Origin of the sequence: Pseudomonas sp. BIOMIG1BAC (assembly GCF_001705995.2) — a bacterium.
Classification (GTDB): domain Bacteria; phylum Pseudomonadota; class Gammaproteobacteria; order Pseudomonadales; family Pseudomonadaceae; genus Aquipseudomonas; species Aquipseudomonas sessilinigenes.
Window position 1 is genome coordinate 1791184 of sequence record NZ_CP049045.1, and the last position, 19045, is coordinate 1810228.

Sequence of the window (19045 nt, forward strand, 5' to 3'; positions counted from 1 at the left end):
ATGCGCGCAGCGGTGTTTCCTTGGCGCGAAGGCAACCGCTTCGAATTGCTGGTCGATGGTCCCGAGTTCTTCCCACGCATGCTGGTGGCCATTGCCCGGGCCCAGCAACAGGTGGAGCTGGAGCTGTACCTGGTGGAGGCCGGTTCCTGCGCGCAGGCCATGGTCGAGGCCATGGTCCTGGCTGCCGAGCGAGGGGTACGCGTGCGCTGCCTGTTCGACGACTACGGCAGCCTGGCATTTCCCCAGGCTTTGCGCCGTACCCTGACCGAAGCCGGGGTCGAGCTGCGTTTCTATAATCGCCTGCGCTGGCGCCAGGGGCTGCTCAATCTGTACCGCGATCATCGCAAGCTGTTGCTGGTGGACCAATCCTTGGCGGTGGTGGGGGGAACCGGTGTCACCGACGAGTTCTGGCTGCCCGAGAGCAATAGCTGCGAGTGGCATGAAGTGATGGTGCAGGTCAGCGGCCCGATAGTGCGCGACTGGCAGTTGTTGTTCGATCGCCAGTGGGACGCCAACCTGCACCGTGGTGCCTGGAAACCCCATGCCGATTTCGGCCTGCAACGCCTGCCGCGCCTGCCCGATACCGGTGAGGGCCTGGGGCGGCTCGCCTATGCCGACGCCCGCCAACACCGGGACATCCTGCATTCGCTGATTCGCGCCTTGCACAGCGGCCAGCGGCGCATCTGGCTGGCCACGCCTTATTTCCTGCCGACCTGGTCGGTGCGCCGTTCGCTGCGCAAGGCCGCAGCCCGAGGATTGGATGTGCGCTTGCTGTTGACCGGGCCGCGTACCGACCATCCGGCGGTGCGCTACGCCGGGCACCGCTATTACCCGCGACTGCTCAAGGCCGGGGTGCGGATCTTCGAGTACCAGCCGCAGTTCCTGCACCTGAAGATGGTGCTGGTGGACAATTGGGTGAGCGTCGGGTCCTGCAACTTCGACCACTGGAACCTGCGCTTCAACCTGGAGGCCAACCTGGAGGCCGTGGACCCGGTGCTGACCGCCGCCGTGGTGGCGAGCTTCGAGAAGGACTTTGTCCAGAGCGAGGAGGTCAGTCTGGCGGTGTGGCGCAACCGGCCCCTGTGGCGCCGGATCAAGCAGCGGATCTGGGGCTGGGTCGATCGCCTGGTGGTCAACCTGCTGGATCGTCGCGGCTGACCGTCACGGCTGATACGGCTACAGATATTGCGGGGATTACAGGGGATTGCAGAAGGAGGCGGCCGGCGCAGGTCATGCGCCAGCCGGTGAGGGGGATCAGAGCAGTTCGAAGCTCTGTTGCTGGACGTCCTGGGAATCCAGGCCGATCTGTACGTTGAAGTCGCCAGGTTCGGCGGCGTACTTGAGCTGGGCGTTGTAGAACTTCAGGTCGTCTTCGCTGATGTTGAAGCGGATGACCTTCTCTTCGCCGGCCTTGAGCATGACCTTCTGGAAGTTCTTCAGCTCCTTGATCGGACGAATGATCGACCCGGCCACATCCTGGATATACAACTGCACCACGGTCTCGCCGTCGCGCTTGCCAGTATTCTTCAAGGTCACGCTGGCCTCCAGTTTGCCGCCCTTGTGCAGGGTGGTGGAGGACAGGGCCATGTCCGACAGGCTGAAGCGGGTGTAGCTCAAGCCATAGCCGAACGGGAACAGCGGGCCGGTGATGTCATCGAAGTACTGCGAGGTGTAGTTGCCCGGCTTGCCTGGGGTGAACGGCCGGCCGATGGTCAGGTGGTTGTAGTAGGTCGGGATCTGGCCCACGGAGCGCGGGAAGGTGATCGGCAGTTTGCCCGACGGGTTGTAGTCGCCGAACAGGACGTCGGCGATGGCGTTGCCGCCCTCGGTGCCGCTGAACCAGGTTTCCAGGATCGCGTCGGCCTGCTGGTTTTCCTCCAGCAGGGTCAGTGGCCGGCCATTCATCAGCACCAGCACTAACGGTTTGCCGGTGGCCTTGAGGGCCTTGATCAGCGCTCGCTGGTTGGCCGGGATGTTCAGCTCGGTGCGGCTCGAGGATTCATGGGACATGCCCCGCGACTCGCCCACGGCCGCGACGATCACGTCAGAAGCCTGGGCCGCCTTCACGGCCTCGTCGATCATCTGTTGCGCTGGACGTGGGTCGTCCACCACTTCCGGGGCGTCGAAGTTGAGGAAGTTCAGGTAGTCCACCACCTTCTTGTCGTCGGTGATGTTCGAGCCCCGGGCGTAGACCAGCCGGGCCTGGTCGCCCAGCACATTGCGCATGCCGTCGTAGAGGGTTACCGACTGTGCCGGCACGCCGGCGGCGGCCCAGCTGCCCATCATGTCGATCGGTGCCTTGGCCAATGGGCCGACCACGGCGATCTTCGCGGTCTTTTTCAGCGGCAGGGTGTCGTTCTGGTTCTTCAGCAGCACCAGGCTGCGCCGGGCGATATCCCGGGCGTCGCTGCGATGCAGGCGGCTTTCGGCGTTGGTGTCGGCCGGATCGTCCTCGGCCTTGCCGATGCGCAGGTACGGATCCTTGAACAGGCCCATGTCGTACTTGGCCCCCAACACCTCACGCACGGCGTTGTCGATGTCCTTCTGTTCGATCTCGCCGGACTTGAGCAGCCCTGGCAATTCCTTGCCATACAACGAGTCGTTCATGCTCATGTCGATGCCGGCCTTGATCGCCAGCTTGGCGGCCTCGCGACCGTCCTTGGCGACACCGTGGCGGATCAGTTCGATGATCGCGCCGTGGTCGCTGACAGCCAGGCCCTTGAAACCCCACTCCTTGCGCAACAGGTCGTTCATCAGCCAGGTGTTGGAGGTGGCGGGCACGCCATTGATCGAGTTCAGGGCCACCATCACCCCGCCGGCACCGGCGTCGATCGCCGCGCGGTAGGGCGGCAGGTAGTCCTGGTACATCTTCACCGGACTCATGTCGACGATGTTGTAGTCGCGACCGCCTTCCACCGCACCGTACAGGGCGAAGTGCTTGACGCTGGCCATGATGCTGTCGGGGGCCGCCGGGCTCTTGCCCTGGTAGGCGTTGACCATCACCTTGGCGATTCGCGAGACCAGGTAGGTGTCTTCGCCGAAGCCTTCGGACGTCCGGCCCCAGCGTGCATCGCGGGAGATGTCGACCATCGGTGCGAAGGTGATGTCCAGGCTGTCGGCGCTGGCTTCCTGGGCGGCGATGCGCCCGGAGCGGCCGATGGCGTCCATGTCCCAGCTGGAGGCCAGGGCCAGGCTGATGGGGAAGATGGTCCGGTGGCCGTGGATCACGTCGTAGGCGAAGAACATCGGGATCTTCAGGCGGCTGCGCATGGCCGCGTCCTGCATCGGCCGGTTTTCCGGGCGCGAGATGGAGTTGAACGTGGCACCGATGTTACCGGCGGCGATCTCCTTGCGGATCAGCTCCCGGGGCATTTCCGGGCCGATGCTGATCAGGCGCAGTTGGCCGATCTTTTCCTGCAGGGTCATCCGCTTGAGCAGATCGGTGATAAAGGCTTCCTTGTTCTCCAAGGGGACCGGGGCAGACTCGGCCAATACAGGGTGACTGGCCAGGCTGACCAGCAGACCCAGCAAACACAGCTTCTTCATGAATTTGTTCTCAAGGGCTCAAGCCCGACGCATGAGTGACGCGCCGAACAGCCAAAATTTAGGGGGCAGCTATTGTTGTTCAGATAATTCCCGCACACTTCAGGTCGTGTGAAAACGACTACCTTGGGCAATATGGCGTTAAAAACAGGCTTGTCTTGCCTTGACTCGCGACGTTTTCACACAGCCTTATTTCTGAACTCTTTTTCGCGCTGGGCATCTTTTAGCCCATCAGCCCGATGCATTCCAGTAGCGTTGGCAGATTTTGCCCTGCCAGGCCTGAAAACACGGGCAAAAGATTCTCTTCAACCAGGTTGTGCAAGGAGCCTCACCCATGAACATCACCCAAAGCCTGCGCTCGAGCTGGCCCGTCGCCGCCCTGTTGCTGCTCACCAGCCTGCTCAGCGGCTGTGGCATCAACAACATCCCGACCCTGGACGAGCAGGTCAAGGCCGATTGGGGCCAGGTACAGAACCAGTACCAGCGCCGTGCCGACCTGATCCCCAACCTGGTGGAGACCGTCAAGGGCTACGCCAAGCATGAGGAAGAGACGCTGACTGCGGTGGTCGAGGCGCGGGCCAAGGCGACCTCGATCCAGGTGGACGCCAAGACCCTGGACAACCCGGAAAAGCTCAAGCAGTTCCAGCAAGCCCAGGATCAGCTCAGCGGTGCCCTGAGTCGCTTGATGGTGGTGTCCGAGCGCTACCCGGACCTCAAGGCCAACCAGAACTTCCTGGCCCTGCAGTCCCAGCTTGAAGGTACCGAGAACCGCATCGCCGTGGCCCGTCGCGATTTCATCCTGGCAGTGCAGAAGTACAACACCGAGATCCGTACTTTCCCCGGTCGTCTCTGGCACAGCTTGATGTACAGCGACCTGCCGGTGCGTGAGTCGTTCGAGGCCACCAGCCCCGATGCTGACAAGGCCCCGCAAGTGAAGTTCTGATGAACCACGGGCAGCGCGTGCTGCGAGGCGCGCTGCTGTGGCTATGGCTGGTGAGTGGCGCCGTACTGGCGCAGCAACCAGGGCCAACGCCCACGGATGGGGTGCAGTTGCGTTCGGCGCAATCCACTGTCCAGGTCGAGCCCGCACCGGCCACTGCGACAGCGGTGCCGCTTGAAAGCCTGTTTCCCAAGCTGACGGGCAGGGTGGTGGACACCGCGCAGATGCTCACGCCTTCGGCGCAGGTCTACCTGGCGCAGATGCTCGAACGGCTCGAGCAGAGCACCACCGACCAGGTGGTGGTGGTCACTGTGCCGAGCCTGGGCGGCTACAGCATCGAGGAGTTCGGCCTGCAACTGGGGCGGCACTGGGGTATCGGCCAAAAGGACAAGAACAACGGAGTCCTGCTGCTGGTGGCCAAGGATGATCGCAAGGTGCGGATCGAAGTGGGCTACGGCCTGGAAGGGCGGATCGACGATATCTGGGCGCACCTCATTATCAACGACTCGATCATTCCGTATTTCAAGGATGAGCTGTACTCCTCCGGGATCATTACCGGCACCACCTCCATCGTGCGTCTGCTGGAGCCCAACAGCACGCGGATGCTGGCGCACCGCTGGGTGGTGCAGAGCTGGTACCAGCAGATCGAATGGATGTGGTGGTTCAAGGTGTTGTTCTTCCTGGTGTTCGCCGTCTTGCCCCTGGGCGCGATACTGGCTTCGTGGCGCAACAGCGAGGCTGAACCAGGCCGTGCCAGCGATGATCCGCCCACACGTGAACCCAGGGCCGAGCGTGATTCGGGATCGAGCAGTTCATTCGACTGGTTCGACTCCGGCAGTTCGAGTTCCGGCTCAAGTTCCGATTCGGATAGTTTCAGGGGCGGCGGTGGCAGTTTTGGCGGTGGCGGGGCATCCGGCAGTTGGTAGTGCAAGTGAAAAGTCATTGAGGACGAGGTGCTGATGCGACTCTATAAAATCGGCCTGGTGCTGTTGCTCTGGGTCTTGGCAATTTCGGCCCAGGCCGAGCTGAAGTTCCCAGCCCTGAGCGGGCGGGTGGTGGACGATGCGCAGATGCTCGAGCCGGCCACGCGCGCCCAGTTGACCCAGGAACTTGCGGCCCATGAGCAGGCCACCAGTGAACAATTGGTGGTGGTGACCCTGGCGAACCTGCAGGGCGCCACCATCGAGGATTATGGCTACCAGCTGGGGCGCCACTGGGGCATTGGCCAGAAGGACAAGAACAACGGCGCGCTGCTGATCGTTGCCCGGGATGAGCGCAAGCTGCGCATCGAAGTGGGCTATGGCCTGGAAGATCGCCTGACCGATGCCCAGGCCTCGGTGATCATCAACCAGGTCATCACCCCGGCGTTCAAGAACGGACAGTTCAGCAAGGGCATCAGCGACGGGGTTTCGGCGATGCTCCTGGTGCTGGGCGGCACGCCGCTGGATGAGCCTGCCACCGCTTACGGCACGGGTGAGAGCAGCGCTCAGGACGATTTTGTCCAGCGTCACCCGTTGCTGTTCATCTTCCTGGTGCTGCTGTTCATCCTGGTGGTCATGGTCGCGCAGGCGCTCGGTTTGATCTCCACTACCAGCGGGCGCGGTGGCGGCGGAGGCGGTGGCTTCGGCGGTTTTGGTGGCGGGTCCGGCGGTGGCGGCGGCTTCAGTGGCGGTGGCGGCAGCTTTGGCGGTGGTGGCTCCTCCGGCGGCTGGTAACTGACAATAAAAAGCGGAAATCTAACGACATGGCATTACTCAGTGAATTCGAACAACGGCAGGTGGCCGAAGCCATCGCCCGGGTGGAACAGCAGACCGACGCCGAACTGGTGACGGTGCTGGCCGCCCGCGCCGACGATTACGCCTACATCCCGCTGCTCTGGGCCAGCCTGCTGGCGCTGGTGGTACCGGGACTGGTGCACTACGCCACCGGCTGGCTGAACATGCATCTGTTGCTGCTGGCGCAGTGGGCGACCTTTATCGTGCTGTGCCTGGTGTTCCGCCTGCCGCGGATTACCACCCGGCTGATTCCGCGTTCGGTGCGCCACTGGCGTGCCTCGAACCTGGCCCGGCGCCAGTTCCTCGAACAGAACCTGCACCACACCGTGGGCGGTACCGGGGTGCTGATCTTCGTCAGCGAAGCCGAGCGCTATGTGGAGATCCTGGTGGACGAAGGCATCTCCAGGCGCCTGGACAACAAGAATTGGCACGCTATTGTCCAGGCCTTTACCCAGCAGGTGAAGCAGGGCCAGACCTTGCAGGGCTTTCTCGACTGCATCGCGTCCAGTGGCGAGCTGCTCAAGGAGCACGTGCCGCTGACCCAATCGCGCAACGAGCTGCCCAACCGCCTGGTGGTGCTCAACTGAGCCCTGAGGGCTCGGTTGCTGAAGAATCTGCGCCGTCGGGTCAATAACTCCGTGCCCCGACGGCTCATCCCCCCTAAAATACCCGCCATTTCCCGATTCGCTCCCCGCACCGCCCGAGGCTCCAGCCCCATGTCCGTCACCGCACCTTCCGTCCGGCCCACGCCGGACCACCATGCCCAGTTCCTGCAATTGCTGGAGACCAGCCTGGCGCAAAACGCCTTCATCAAGCTGGTACTGGCCAAGCACGTGGGCGCCGAGGCGGACCTGCAACGGCTGATCATCAAGCAGCTGACGGTCAAGGAGCAGCCGTGCCTGTCCTTCGTCTATCGCTACAAGACCCGCGATATCACCAAGAACTTCTCCCTGGACGAAGGCATTGCCGCCATCGCCGAGCTGCTGCCGGCTTCGTTCAAGAACGCCCATTTGCTGACCCTGACCGATGAGGTCCAGCTGGAATACAGCAAGAAGGGCAAGAGCTCGCTGTTCAAGGGCAAGCCGCAAACCCAGCGCGATGTGCCGTCCGCCGAGCACAACCGCGAGAAGAACCGCTTCCTCGACCTGGACCGGCCGTTCCTCGCCGACCTGGGCGTGACCAACAAGCAGCACGAGCTGATTCCGGCGATGTCGCGCAAGTGGAAGCAGATCAACAAGTTCATCGAGGTGTTCAGCCATGCCCTGGGCAGCTCGCCGATCGACCTTGCGCAGCCGGTGCGGGTGGCGGACTTCGGTTCCGGCAAGGGCTACCTGACCTTCGCCATCCACGACTACCTGCGCAATACCCTCAAGGCCCAGGGCGAAGTCACCGGGGTCGAGCTGCGCGAGGACATGGTGACCCTGTGCAACGCCGCCGCGCAGCGCCTGGAGCATCCGGGCCTGGTGTTCAAGTGCGGTGACGTACGCAGCGTGGCCCCCAGCGAACTGGAAGTGATGATCGCCCTGCATGCCTGCGACATCGCCACCGACTACGCGATCCACACCGGCATCCGCTCCGGGGCGGCGATCATCATGTGCTCGCCGTGCTGCCACAAGCAGATCCGCCAGCAGATCCAGAGCCCGGCGTTGCTCAAGCCCATGCTGCAATACGGCCTGCACCTGGGGCAGCAGGCGGAGATGGTCACCGACAGCCTGCGGGCGCTGTTCCTCGAAGCCTGTGGTTACGAAACCAAGGTCTTCGAGTTCATCTCCCTGGAGCACACCAACAAGAACAAGATGATCCTCGCGGTCAAGCGTGCCGAGCCCCAGGACCCGACCCAGTTGTTGGCGCGGATCGACGAACTCAAGGCTTTCTACCGCATCAGCGAACACTGCCTGGAGACCCTGCTCAAGGCAGACAAGCAGCTGTAAGCGGCCAGTGGATGGCTGCAAGCGAGAAGCTTGCAGCTTGCCGCTTGTGGCTTGCAGCTGTAGTACCTGGCTATTACCCGGCCCGGCCGATTGCGACTACCTTGAGTACTTCTTCTGTCCACGTGTTTCCTTGAAGGGAGTCCACTCCATGGCCGCGAAAAAGATCCTCATGCTGGTTGGCGACTACGTCGAAGACTACGAAGTGATGGTGCCGTTCCAGGCACTGCAGATGGTCGGGCATACAGTGCATGCCGTCTGCCCGGACAAGAGCGCCGGGCAGACCGTGCGCACGGCGATCCACGACTTCGAGGGCGACCAGACCTACAGCGAGAAGCCTGGGCACCTGTTCGCCCTGAACTTCGATTTCGCCAAGGTGCAGTCCAGCGACTACGACGGGCTGCTGATCCCCGGTGGCCGTGCCCCGGAGTACCTGCGACTGAATGAAAAGGTCCTGCAACTGGTCAAGGAATTCGACCGGGCCGGCAAGCCGATTGCTGCGGTGTGCCATGGCGCGCAACTGCTGGCCGCGGCAGGCATCCTCGAAGGCCGTGAATGCAGCGCCTACCCGGCCTGCGCCCCGGAAGTGCGGCTGGCGGGGGGCACCTATATCGATATCCCCGTGACGCAAGGCCATGTCCAGGGCAACCTGGCGACCGCCCCGGCCTGGCCGGCCCACCCCAGCTGGCTGGCCGGTTTCCTCGGCCTGCTGGGCACCCGGATCGCCCTGTAAGCGAGTGCCACGCCATGTGCGAACTGTACGTCAAGGCTGACCCGATCCTCTACGAATCGCGTTCGCGCTCGCTGCGTATTCGTGGCGTGGTCACCACCCTGCGCCTGGAAAACCAGTTCTGGGACATCCTCAGCGAGATCGCCGAGGTGGACGGCATGACCACCAACCAGCTGATCGCCAAGCTCTATGAAGAGGTCATGGACTACCGCGGCGAGGTGGTGAATTTCGCCTCCTTCCTGCGGGTCAGCTGCACCCGCTACCTGAGCCAGCGGCGTAGCAGCGCTCCCGATCTCAACCTGGTTCGCCTCAACCGATGACCCGTAGCCGCTGCTGAGCCTACGAAGCTGCGCACGCCCCGAAGGGGGGCAAGGTCTGCGCTGTAGATTGCCAAGCAAGGTCCTGCGGACCTTTGTGCAGCCTCGCAAGCCCTGTAGTGGCTACAGGGCCTCTGCTCAAGGCTGAAGGTCACAGCCCCAGGCGCACCAGCTGGCGCAGGTCGGCGATCACCGCCGGGTTGCCGCCTTCGAGCACATCCAGGCGAATCTGCGCGATCAGTGATTTGAGCAGTTCGGTCTGGGTCATCCGCGTCGCCTGCAGCAGGCGCGCGAGATCCTCGGCCACATAGTGGTTCACCTTAAGCGACAGGCGTTTCATTGCATTCACGGCAGGTATCTGGCGGACCTCGGCCTGTTGGGCCAGGTACTGGGCGAAGCCGTCGTGCACTTGTTCCAGGGCAGGTACAAGGGGGGCGCTGAAGTAGTAGCTGAAGAACAGCTTGCGCATCTGCACCCCGGCGTCCTCGGCCACCGAGTGCATCGCGGCGTCCAGCACGTCGAGGTAGACCGCAGGCAGCCGCGCCTCGATGGAGGTCAGTTGCTGGCGGCGCGCTTCCTTGATCGCCGGGGTCGACTGGGGGGGAATGGCTACCGTGGTAGCGCACTGATCACAGACCCCCACCAGGATCTCCCGGGCCTGACCGTTGCCGTCGCTGAAGGGCACGTCGCGCCGGGTGTAGGTAATGCCCACGACCTGCTGGCAATGCTCACAAAGTGCCTTGCCCCGGTCGCCCTGCAGATAGAGTTTCATGGGTTGTCCTCATCGGTGAACGCTGATGAACCACGCATCTGGCTCGATAAAGTAGAACTTGATGTACCAGCCCGCCTTCCTCAGCACATGGACGGCAAGGTCCGGGGCGCTGTGGTGGGCACTGCACTGGTGGTCGGTGCCCTTGCAGGCGACGATGACCTCGATCAGTTGGCCGGCCGAAACCTCGCCGGTGGCCAGCAGGTTCTTGACCTCGATCGAGGCGCGTGCGGCATGTAGATAGTTACCGCTCTGTAGTGCATTGATCAGGTCCCGCCTGACCTTCCTGAAGCCTCTGTCCATGATGCTTGCCTGTTTGTACGATAATATTCGTACGAGATCAATGGGGCGTTGGCTGAAAGCGCCCAAAGGCATTCCAACGGTTTTCAGGGGGGGAGGTCGATCCTAGCCCAGGGAGGGCCAGTGGGAGGGCGAAGCTAAAGGTTTGCAATACATCGGTGGTGCTTCGCCTGGCGCAGCGTGCTGTGCCAGGCGAAGGCCTTCAGAAGAACCGCGTCACGCTGATCTTGGCGTTGCGCCCCAGGCTGTAGGCGTTGTCGCCACTGAGCGGCGGGCGGTAGTCGCGGTTGAACATGTTGTCCAGGGTGAAGTTGACTTCGGTGCCCTTGAGGTAGGCCTGCTGGGGTTTCCAGTTGGCGAACAGCCCGTGCACGTTGTAGCGGTCGTTGCCGTACTGGTTCCAGTAGGAGTCGCCCAAGTCGCTGGCCGGACCGCTGGGGTACTTGTCGCTGGGCAGGCGGTCGGTCTGGCGCACCCATTGTCCCTGCCAGCCCACCTGGGCGTCCCACTGGGGAATCTTCAGGCCCAGGGTTGCCACCCATTTGCGCGGCGGAATGTCCCGGGCCCAGACGTTCGGCCCCCAGGGGTTGGTGTAGGCGCCCTGGTGCTTGCCGGTGATCCACGAATAGGACAGCGCGCCGAATAGGTAGGTGGAGTCGTAGTAGCTTTCGACTTCGAAGCCCTTGATGGTCAGGTCGCCGATATTGCGATACACCGACATCGGCGACTCCTTGCACACCTGGGCGATGCTCTTGCCGGTGCTCAGCTGCTCGGCGCAGCCGATGCCGGTGGCCTTGAGAATCTCGTCGCTGATCTTGTTCTGGAACACCGTGGTGCGAATCTGTGCGCTGTCGTTGTCGGTCAGCAGCTTGGAGAAGTTGTGGATGGTCCCCGCCCGCAGCGCGGTGATGCGCTCCGGATCCAGGTTGCGGCTGGTGGAGGAGCGAGTGCTACCCGGGGCCTGGACTTCGTACTGCTCGTCGATCACCGGCGCGCGCCAGGTCTTGCTGTAGTCGGCGAACAGCGCCAGGTTCGGGTTGACGTTCCAGTACGCCGAGAGCCGTGGCGACCAGCCGGTGTAGGTCTTGTCGCCATAGTCATGACCGTCCTTGGGGTTGCTGCTGTTGTACAGCGGCGCATCGTTCTCCTCGCCACGGTTGCGCACATGGTCGTAGCGCAGAGACGGGGTCAGGGTGAAGTCGCCCAGGGTGATGGCGTCCTGGATGTAGAAGGCGTTGTTGTCGACCTTGCCATGAGGCATGAACCCCGGCTGGTAGTGGCCGTAGTTGTACTTGGGCACTTCATAGGTCTTGCCCGGCATCCACATGTCCACCTCGCGGGTGTGCTTGCGGATCTGCGTGCCGAGAGTCAAGGCGTGGTCCAGAGGACCGGTGCTGAAGCGGCTGATGTTGGTCACTTCGAGGATCTTGTCCTCGTAGCCCACGGTGATCTTGCGCCCGCCGGTGACCGGTTGATAGAAGGCGGTCGGGCCGCGTTCGTCGGTCTGATCGGTCTTGGAGTTGGAATACTGGACCTTGAGGTCGACCCAGGGGTTGTCCACCGGCTGGTACTCGTACTTGGCCAGCCAGGTGGTGTCGATGGTGTTGCGCTGGGCCAGGTAGCGCTTGGTGGCGCCGTCATAGCCGTACTTGTCGATGTTGGCCTTGCTTGGCGGCTCCGGGTAGTTCTTGGCCGAGAAGGGCGCCCAGATATCGCTGTCGGAGCTGCTGTAGGTGAAGCCCAGGCGCTGCTCGTCGGTCAGTTGCATGTTGAGCTTGAACAGCTGGCCGTCCAGGTCCTGGGCGGTATTGGGCTGGCGCTTGGGGTTGACCAGGTACTGGTTGCGCGGATCGGGGATCGAGCTGGCCAGCTTCATGTCGTCGCCATCGCGCTTGGTCCAGTAGGCCAGGGCATCGAAGCGATGATCGTCGGTGCGGCCATAGACCGCCGAGGTATAGGCCTGCTGATGGTCGTTGCTGCTGTAGCCGTACTTGACCATGGCGCCGACATTGCGCCCGTCCTGCAACAGGTCCGGGGCGTCCTTGGTCTCGGTGTGCACGGTGCCGCCGAAGCCGCCGTTGCCGGTCTTGGGCGAGTGCGGGCCCTTTTCCACCTCGACCCGGCGGATCAGCTCCGGCTCGATGAAGATCACCCCTTGCTGGTAGCGCTCGAAGCCGCTCTTGGTGGCGCCGTCGACGGTGATCGGCACATCCTCGGCGTCTCCCAGGCCCCAGATATTGATGGTCTGGCCACCCGGTTTCAGCGAGCCGCCCAGGCTCACGCCGGGCAGGGTATCGATCAGGCTGACCACGTTGTTGGCCTGGTGGCGATCGATCTCTGCCTGGTTCAGGGTCGAGCGGCCAACGCTGGAGGAGTCCACCACCGAACCGTTGCCGATCACGCTCATGGCCCCTAGTTGCAAGGCCGAGCCGCTGCTCTGGCTGGTTTCGGCGGGACGCACGATATAGGTGTTGTCGACCTTGACCAGGCTGAACTGGCCGTTGCGCAGCAACTGGCGGATCGCCTCTTCCGGGCTGAAGTCACCTTGCAGGGCTGGCGCCTTGGCATTGCGCAGCAGTTGCTCGTCGAACAGCAGCTGGATTTTCGCTTGCTGAGCGATCTGGCTCAGGGATGCGGCCAGGGGCTGCGCCGGCAACTGGAAATGGAGTGATCCGGCGTGGGCCTGCAGGCTCAACGCCAGGCAGGCGGCCAGCAGGGTCGGACGGGTACGGACTAACGGTACAGGCAAGAGCGCGCGAAACATGACTTCCCCCAGAGCGGCTTAAAGGCCAGAAAAGCGCTGCGGACAAATCGCAGACGGGAGGAAGACGCGGCAGTGAAAAAAAACCTCATGTGCAAATGAAAAATATTCTCATGTGTGAATTTCAGCGGGCTTCGATCTTCAACTGGCCATTGGCCTGGGCCACGGTTTTGACCGGGATCAGCGCGGGCAGGGCCTTGATCAGGGCGTCCGGATCGTTGACGTCCAGGTTGCCCGAGACCTTGTAGGCACCCAGGGGGCCATCGGCCAGTTGCACTGGCTGGCGCCGGTACAGGTTCAACTCGTCCACCAGGCTGGCCAGGTCGCGGTTGCGAAAGGCCAGGCGCCCGCTACGCCAGTCCGCCACGTCGTCTTGATCCAGGGACTGCTGGCGCAAGGTGCCTTTTTGCAGGTCGTAGATGGCCTGTTGCCGGGCACCGAGCAAGGCCAGTTCGGCGGGGCGCCCGTCCGGGCTGAAGGCTACTTGCCCGTGGGCGACGCTGACCACCAGCTGGCGTTGGCCACGGCGCACATCGAAGGCCGTGCCAACGACCCGTACCTTGGCCGCGCCACTGTGCACCCACAGCGGTCGCTCCTTGTCGGCGGCGACCTCCAGGTACAACTGGCCGTGTTGCAAGTAGATATCGCGCTGTTGTGCGCTGAAGTCGATTTGCACCTGGGTATTGGCGTTGACGTACAAGGTGCTGCCATCGGGGAGCTTGAAGGCTCGTGCCCCCTGTTCCTGGGCCGCGACCTGCTGGACGTAGGGTGTCCTGGACGTGCCGAGGTTGACTGCCAGCACCGTGCACAGCACGGCAGCGGCCACCGCCAGGGCCGGACGCCAGACCGGATTCCTGCGCTGGGGCAGTGCAATCGGCTTGCTCAGTTGCTGCAATTGCGCCAGGTCGACCCACAACTCTTCGAATTCGACATAGGCCCGGGCATGGGCCGGGTGCGCCATCCAGGCTTCGAAGGCCTTGCGGGTAGCGCGGTCCGGGGAGTTGCGGTTACGGGCGAACCAACCGGCGGCCTCGCTATCGATTTGTGCGGTACCGGGGTCGTCATGGTTGCCGGGAAAGCGGGTCATTCAGGCAGCTCCTTGCCGTTTTCTCGTTGTAGATGCTGCTTGCAATGCAGCAGGGCAAAGGCGATGTGTTTTTCCACCATGCTGACGGAAATTCCCATGCGCTTGGCAATCTGTGCCTGGCTCAACCCTTCGAAGCGGTGCAGCATAAGGGCTTCGCGGCGGCGCGGCGAGAGTTGGGCAAGGACTTCTTTCAATTGTTCCAGGCGTTGCAGGCGCTGGGCCGCAGGCAGCGGCTCGTGCTGTTCGTCGGCCAGCGGTTCGCTGTCGAAGCTTTCTTCGGGATGGGCGTCCTGGTGCACCTTGCTGCGCACCTGCTGGCGTCGCCAGTGATCGCGCAACAGGTTGCGGGCCATCTGGAACAGGAAGGCCCGGGGCTGCTCCACCTGGGCCCGGTCACGGTAATCGAGCCATTGGGTGAATACGTCCTGGGTCATGTCCGCCGCGTCGTTGGCGTTGTCCGTCCGTTTACGCAGGAAATGCAGGATGTCCGCATAGAACCCGCGAACTGAGTCCACCGAAGCAGAGTCGGGCTTGGAGCGAGACATGGATATCCTTCTTGACGACGCGGTGGGCAGGAGGTCGCGAATGATATCGAGAATTATTGCCATTTGTCACTTGGCCATTTGATGGCACTTTCCAGGTGCCCATCAGCCCCCCGCAATGGCTTGTCGACCCGCGCCGACAAGCCGTTGGCTGCCTTCAGATCACGAAGAATCCATGGGTGCCATCGCGTCCCAGCTGCGCCACCAGGCCGAATTCCCAGTCCAGGTAGGCCTGCATGGCTTCCCGGGGATTATCGGTACCTTCATAAGGGCGCCGGTAGCGATCGATGCGTGGTGAGGCCAGGCGCTGCTGGCCTTCTTCCAGGGGCAATCCGGCTTCGATCCAGGCGCTTGTGCCGCCGCTGAGAACGAACACCGGGCGTTGGGTCAGGGCCTGCAAGTGCGGTACGACGAAGCGCGCCAGCAGGCTGCTGCCACAGGTCAGGACGAAGCGCTCGGGTGGCGGCAGGCGCTCCAGGGCCTGGGCCAACTGGCTGGGCAGTACCCACCAGGCGCCAGGGATATGGCGTTGCACATGATTGGCGCTGGCAGTGACATCCAGCACCAGGGTGCCGGGCTCGCGCAGCCAGTCGGCCAGGGTCCGCGGGCTGATTTCCTCGACTACCGGGCTGTCCGGCAACGGTGCCTGCCACGGCCCGCGCACGCTGAAGTCGCTGCCCCGCAAGCCGTCGAGCACGGCTACTTGCCAGCCCATCTGCGCCAGCCATGAAGCGCTCATGTTGGCCCGCACGCCATCGTCGTCCACCAGCACCAGGCGCGCGCCGCGCACGCTGGCGAAATGGTCGGTCTCCTGCACCAGCTGGCCGCCTGGGGTGGAGCGGGCGCCGGGCAGGTGGCCGGCGGCGAATTCTTCCGGGCTGCGCACATCGAACAGATAGCTGGTGCGCTGGGGTTCGGCCTGCCAGCGGCGCCACTGGGCCAGGTCGATGCGCGCCACGTCGGCCCGGTCGGCCACCGCCCGGGCCGCGGCCTGGGCTTGTGCGCGGTGGGCGCCGACGTGTGTGGTGACGCGCCGCTGCTGGCCGTGTTCCAGGGCCTGGCCGGCGAGGGTCCAGCCGATGGTGCCGTTGCGCAGGGCCGCCACCGGGTTGGGAATACCGGCGTTCACCAGCGATTGGGTGCCGATGATGCTGCGGGTGCGCCCGGCACAATTGACCACCACCCGGGTTTGCGGATCGGGCGCCAGTTCACGGACCCGCAGCACCAGCTCGGCCCCGGGCACGCTGGTACTGCCAGGGATGCTCATGGTCTGGTACTCGTCGAAGCGCCGGGCATCGAGCACCACCAGGTCGGCTTGCTGATCGAGCAGGGCCTGCAACTCCTCGGCAGCCAGCGATGGCGTGTGGCGCTCGGTCTCCACCAGTTCGCCAAAGGCCTTGCTCGGCACGTTGACGTCCTTGAACAACTCGCCCCCGGCGTTGTGCCAACCGTCGAGGCCGCCTGCGAGCAGGGCGACATCGCTGTAGCCCAGTTGCCGCAGGCGGGTTGCGGCGCGTTCGGCCAGGCCTTCGCCTTGGTCGTAGAGAGTGATGGCGGTATCGCGCCTGGGGATGCGCGCATACACCTCCAGCTCCAGTTTCGACAGCGCGATGTTGGTGGCGAACAGCGGATGGGCCTCGGCGAAGGGCGCTTCTTCACGCACGTCCACCAGGGCCAGTTCCTGGCGTTCGAGCAAGGCCTGGCGGATCTGTGCCGGGCGGCGGGTCGGGAAATCGGTCATTGCAGGGGCTCCTTCGACAGGTCCCAGAGGTTGGGCAGCAAGGTATTGGAATAGCCGGAGATGAAGAGCTTCTCGTGACCGTCCAGGTCATGCACCCCACGCCGCACCGCGCCGATGTTGGCGCCGTAGACATGGATGCTGATGGACACCCGGTCGGCATGGGCGTTGGTCACCTGGTGGATATCGCCAATACGCGGCGACACCGCTTCCACCTGGCCCGGCACCAGGCGCACCGGTGAGCCGGCAGGTTGCAGGCGGCCGTCGGCCAGGCGCTCGAAGCCCTGGGAGTCCTCGGCGCCGCGCAGCATGCCGATCAGGCCCCAGGTGCGGTGGTCATGAATCGGCGTGCATTGGCCCGGGCCCCAGACGAAGCTGACGATGGAGAAGCGCTGGCGCGAGTCGGTGTGCAGCAGGAATTGCTGGTAGCGCTGCGGGTCGGCCTGGGCGAAGGCGTCGGGCAGCCAGTCGTCCTGGCTTACCAGGCGTTGCAGCAAGGCCGCGCCCTGGTCCAGGACCCGGACTTCGTCGGGATGACTGTCGAGCAGTTCGGCCAGGTCGCCGATGAAGCCGCGCAGGCGGGCCAGGTTGGGTGAGGCGATGGAGACGGTCGAGGCGTTGTGGGGCATGGGTTCCCTCCGTGGACACAGGACGAACGACACGAACTACACGGTCGAGCTAAAAGGTATTATTCTTATCGAACATTTTTCCAGTCATTTATTATGCGAAAAAAGAATGAAGATAGATGATCTGAACGCGTTCGTGGCGGTGATCCGCTGCCAGACCATCAGCCAGGCGGCCGACGCCCTGCAACTGACCCAGCCGGCCATCACCCGCCGGGTGCAGAACTTCGAGGAGGCGCTCGGGGTCGAGCTGCTGGACCGCAATACCAAGCCGCTCAAGCCCACCAGCATGGGCCTCAGGGTGTATGGCCAGTGCCTGGAGGTGCTACGCAGCATCGATGCGCTGAACGAGCTGGTGGCCAGTGACGGCGCGCCCAGCGGCGCCCTGCGCATCGGCGTGCCACAGACCATTGGCGATGTGGTGCTGCTCGATGCCTTGAGCCAGTTGAAGACCCTCTACCCGCAGTTGCAGACCTCGGTGGCCACCGGTTGGGGCAGCCACCTGCTGGGCAAGGTCGAGAACGGCGAGCTGGATGTGGTGGCCGCGCTGTTTCCTGCCGGCAAGGTGTTTCCCGAGGCGGTGGTGGGGCGCTCCCTGGGCAGCATGAACCTGGTGGTCGTGGCGGCCCGGGGCGAAGCGCGCAAGCGTTCCTGCAAGCTTGCCGATTGTTACCAGCGCGGCTGGGTGCTCAATCCCGATGGCTGCGGTTTTCGTGCTGGCCTGCAACGGGCCCTGAGTGCACAGGGCCTGTCGCTGCAGATCAACCTGGAGACCTTCGGTACCGAGCTGCAACTGGGGTTGATCGCCAATGGCCTGGGGTATGGCCTGGTGCCGCTGCCGTTGCTGGAAAACAGCAGCCACCGGGACAAGCTGGAGATCGTGCCGGTCAGTGATTTCAAGCCGGTGATCGACCTGTGGCTGATCCATCCGCGCTTCCTCGGCAACCTCCAGGAGCCTGTGAGCATGTTCGGCGAAATGGTGGCCGCCCGTGTCGGCCAGTCACCGTCCTGAACGGGGCGGATAGCTCGCTGATTTGCAAGTGAATTGCATATCTCAATTGTCAGTTAATGCAATATATGTATATTAATTTAGAGCCAAAACGAATTTCACGGACGTTTTTTATGTAGTTAGCATGGGATTCGAACGCGCTGAAATAGGGATATTGAAATGCCTGCGCAAGCCCCGCTCAAAGTCTCCGGCCATTGGACCGCAAGCCCTGGATATCGGGCCCTGGTGCAACTGCTGCTACGCCTGGCCAGCCCCTTGCTGCTGCTCTTGCTGTGGGAATTGGCCGCGCGCACCGGGTTGTTGCCGGCGCGGGTCATCGCCGCCCCCAGCACCATCGGTGCCACCCTGTGGCAGATGCTGGGCAGCGGTGAACTGGGCGGGCATCTGTGGGTGTCCCTCAAGCGCGCTTTCGCTGGCCTGGCCATCGGCGTCAGCCTCGGTACGCTGCTCGCCCTGTTGGCCGGCCTGTCGCGCGGTGGCGAGCTGGCCATCGACTCACCGATGCAGATGCTGCGTACCCTGCCGTTCCTGGCCATCGTGCCGCTGTTCATCCTCTGGTTCGGGGTCGGCGAGACGCCCAAGATCGCCCTGATCGCCCTGGGTACCACCTTTCCTATCTACCTCACGCTGTTCTCCGGCATCCGCAGCCTCGATCCCAAGCTGGTGGAGGCCGCGACCCTGATAGGCCTCAAGCGCTGGGAACTGATCGTCCACGTGATCCTGCCCGGGGCCCTGCCGGCGTTCTTCGTCGGCTTGCGCTACGCCTTCGGCATCAGCTGGCTGGGCCTGGTGGTGGTGGAGCAGATCAACGCCAGCGCCGGCATCGGCTACCTGGTCAACGACGCCCGGGACTTCATGCGCACCGACGTGATCGTGATCTGCCTGCTGGTCTACAGCGTGCTCGGCCTGGGCATCGATGCCCTGGTACGGGGCCTTGAACGTTTCGCCCTGGCCTGGCGGCCGACTTTCATCAGGAGTTGAGC

Annotated in this window: 18 protein-coding genes; 10 read left to right on the forward strand and 8 right to left on the reverse strand. The window is 63.5% G+C overall.

Annotated elements, in window-relative coordinates; translation table 11 throughout:
• Positions 1–1158: a phospholipase D-like domain-containing protein gene (locus ATY02_RS08310; RefSeq protein ID WP_068582074.1), complete on the forward strand. Its 1158-nt coding sequence runs from the start codon at positions 1–3 to the stop codon at positions 1156–1158.
• 96 nt (positions 1159–1254) lie between these two features.
• On the opposite strand, the gene bglX is transcribed toward ATY02_RS08310, so the two are convergent.
• Positions 1255–3546, reverse strand: a complete 2292-nt coding sequence (gene bglX / locus ATY02_RS08315; RefSeq protein WP_068582075.1) for a beta-glucosidase BglX — start codon at positions 3544–3546, stop codon at positions 1255–1257.
• A 331-nt stretch (positions 3547–3877) separates the two neighbouring features.
• Between bglX and ATY02_RS08320 the strand changes: the two genes are divergently transcribed.
• The 7 genes from ATY02_RS08320 (at position 3878) to ATY02_RS08350 (ending at position 9236) form a co-directional block, all read left to right on the forward strand.
• Positions 3878–4486 (forward strand): LemA family protein, encoded by a 609-nt coding sequence (locus ATY02_RS08320; protein ID WP_068582077.1) that lies wholly within the window; start codon positions 3878–3880, stop codon positions 4484–4486.
• Positions 4486–5409, forward strand: coding sequence for a TPM domain-containing protein (locus ATY02_RS36330; protein WP_068582079.1), 924 nt, complete (start codon positions 4486–4488; stop codon positions 5407–5409). Before ATY02_RS08320 ends, ATY02_RS36330 begins: the two co-directional genes overlap by 1 nt.
• A gap of 33 nt (positions 5410–5442) precedes the next feature.
• Positions 5443–6198, forward strand: coding sequence for a TPM domain-containing protein (locus ATY02_RS08330; RefSeq protein ID WP_068582205.1), 756 nt, complete (start codon positions 5443–5445; stop codon positions 6196–6198).
• A 29-nt stretch (positions 6199–6227) separates the two neighbouring features.
• Positions 6228–6845 carry a TPM domain-containing protein gene (locus ATY02_RS08335; protein ID WP_068582083.1) on the forward strand — a complete coding sequence of 206 codons (618 nt, stop codon included), beginning with the start codon at positions 6228–6230 and terminating at the stop codon, positions 6843–6845.
• Positions 6846–6974: 129 nt separating this feature from the next.
• On the forward strand, positions 6975–8189 hold the full coding sequence (locus ATY02_RS08340) for a class I SAM-dependent methyltransferase (protein ID WP_068582086.1): 1215 nt from the start codon (positions 6975–6977) through the stop codon (positions 8187–8189).
• A 148-nt stretch (positions 8190–8337) separates the two neighbouring features.
• On the forward strand, positions 8338–8919 hold the full coding sequence (locus tag ATY02_RS08345) for a DJ-1/PfpI family protein (protein ID WP_068582089.1): 582 nt from the start codon (positions 8338–8340) through the stop codon (positions 8917–8919).
• A 14-nt stretch (positions 8920–8933) separates the two neighbouring features.
• A complete protein-coding gene (locus ATY02_RS08350) occupies positions 8934–9236 on the forward strand; it encodes a ribbon-helix-helix domain-containing protein (protein ID WP_068582091.1) in 303 nt (100 codons plus the stop codon).
• A gap of 148 nt (positions 9237–9384) precedes the next feature.
• Here ATY02_RS08350 and ATY02_RS08355 read toward each other — a convergent pair whose 3' ends face one another.
• From ATY02_RS08355 to ATY02_RS08385, 7 genes are all read right to left on the reverse strand, one after another.
• Complete coding sequence (locus tag ATY02_RS08355; RefSeq protein ID WP_053135436.1) at positions 9385–10005, reverse strand: hypothetical protein; 621 nt, start codon at positions 10003–10005, stop codon at positions 9385–9387.
• A gap of 9 nt (positions 10006–10014) precedes the next feature.
• Entirely contained in the window at positions 10015–10305 is a 291-nt protein-coding gene (locus tag ATY02_RS08360; protein ID WP_228022260.1) for a hypothetical protein, read from the reverse strand.
• 199 nt (positions 10306–10504) lie between these two features.
• Positions 10505–13066, reverse strand: a complete 2562-nt coding sequence (locus tag ATY02_RS08365; RefSeq protein ID WP_068582096.1) for a TonB-dependent receptor — start codon at positions 13064–13066, stop codon at positions 10505–10507.
• A gap of 121 nt (positions 13067–13187) precedes the next feature.
• Positions 13188–14150 (reverse strand): FecR family protein, encoded by a 963-nt coding sequence (locus tag ATY02_RS08370; RefSeq protein ID WP_068582099.1) that lies wholly within the window; start codon positions 14148–14150, stop codon positions 13188–13190.
• Positions 14147–14695, reverse strand: coding sequence for an RNA polymerase sigma factor (locus tag ATY02_RS08375; RefSeq protein WP_068582101.1), 549 nt, complete (start codon positions 14693–14695; stop codon positions 14147–14149). The genes ATY02_RS08370 and ATY02_RS08375 overlap by 4 nt, the downstream gene beginning before the upstream one ends.
• Before the next feature lie 154 nt (positions 14696–14849).
• Entirely contained in the window at positions 14850–16433 is a 1584-nt protein-coding gene (locus tag ATY02_RS08380; protein ID WP_068582103.1) for a rhodanese-related sulfurtransferase, read from the reverse strand.
• Complete coding sequence (locus ATY02_RS08385; protein WP_068582105.1) at positions 16430–17059, reverse strand: cysteine dioxygenase; 630 nt, start codon at positions 17057–17059, stop codon at positions 16430–16432. Before ATY02_RS08385 ends, ATY02_RS08380 begins: the two co-directional genes overlap by 4 nt.
• A gap of 106 nt (positions 17060–17165) precedes the next feature.
• Here ATY02_RS08385 and ATY02_RS08390 point away from each other — a divergent pair, with 106 nt between their 5' ends.
• Positions 17166–18065, forward strand: coding sequence for a LysR family transcriptional regulator (locus ATY02_RS08390; protein ID WP_068582107.1), 900 nt, complete (start codon positions 17166–17168; stop codon positions 18063–18065).
• Positions 18066–18221: 156 nt separating this feature from the next.
• The gene (locus ATY02_RS08395; RefSeq protein WP_068582110.1) at positions 18222–19043 is read left to right on the forward strand and encodes an ABC transporter permease; all 822 of its coding nucleotides are present in this window, start codon (positions 18222–18224) and stop codon (positions 19041–19043) included.
• The last annotated feature ends 2 nt before the right edge of the window (positions 19044–19045 follow it).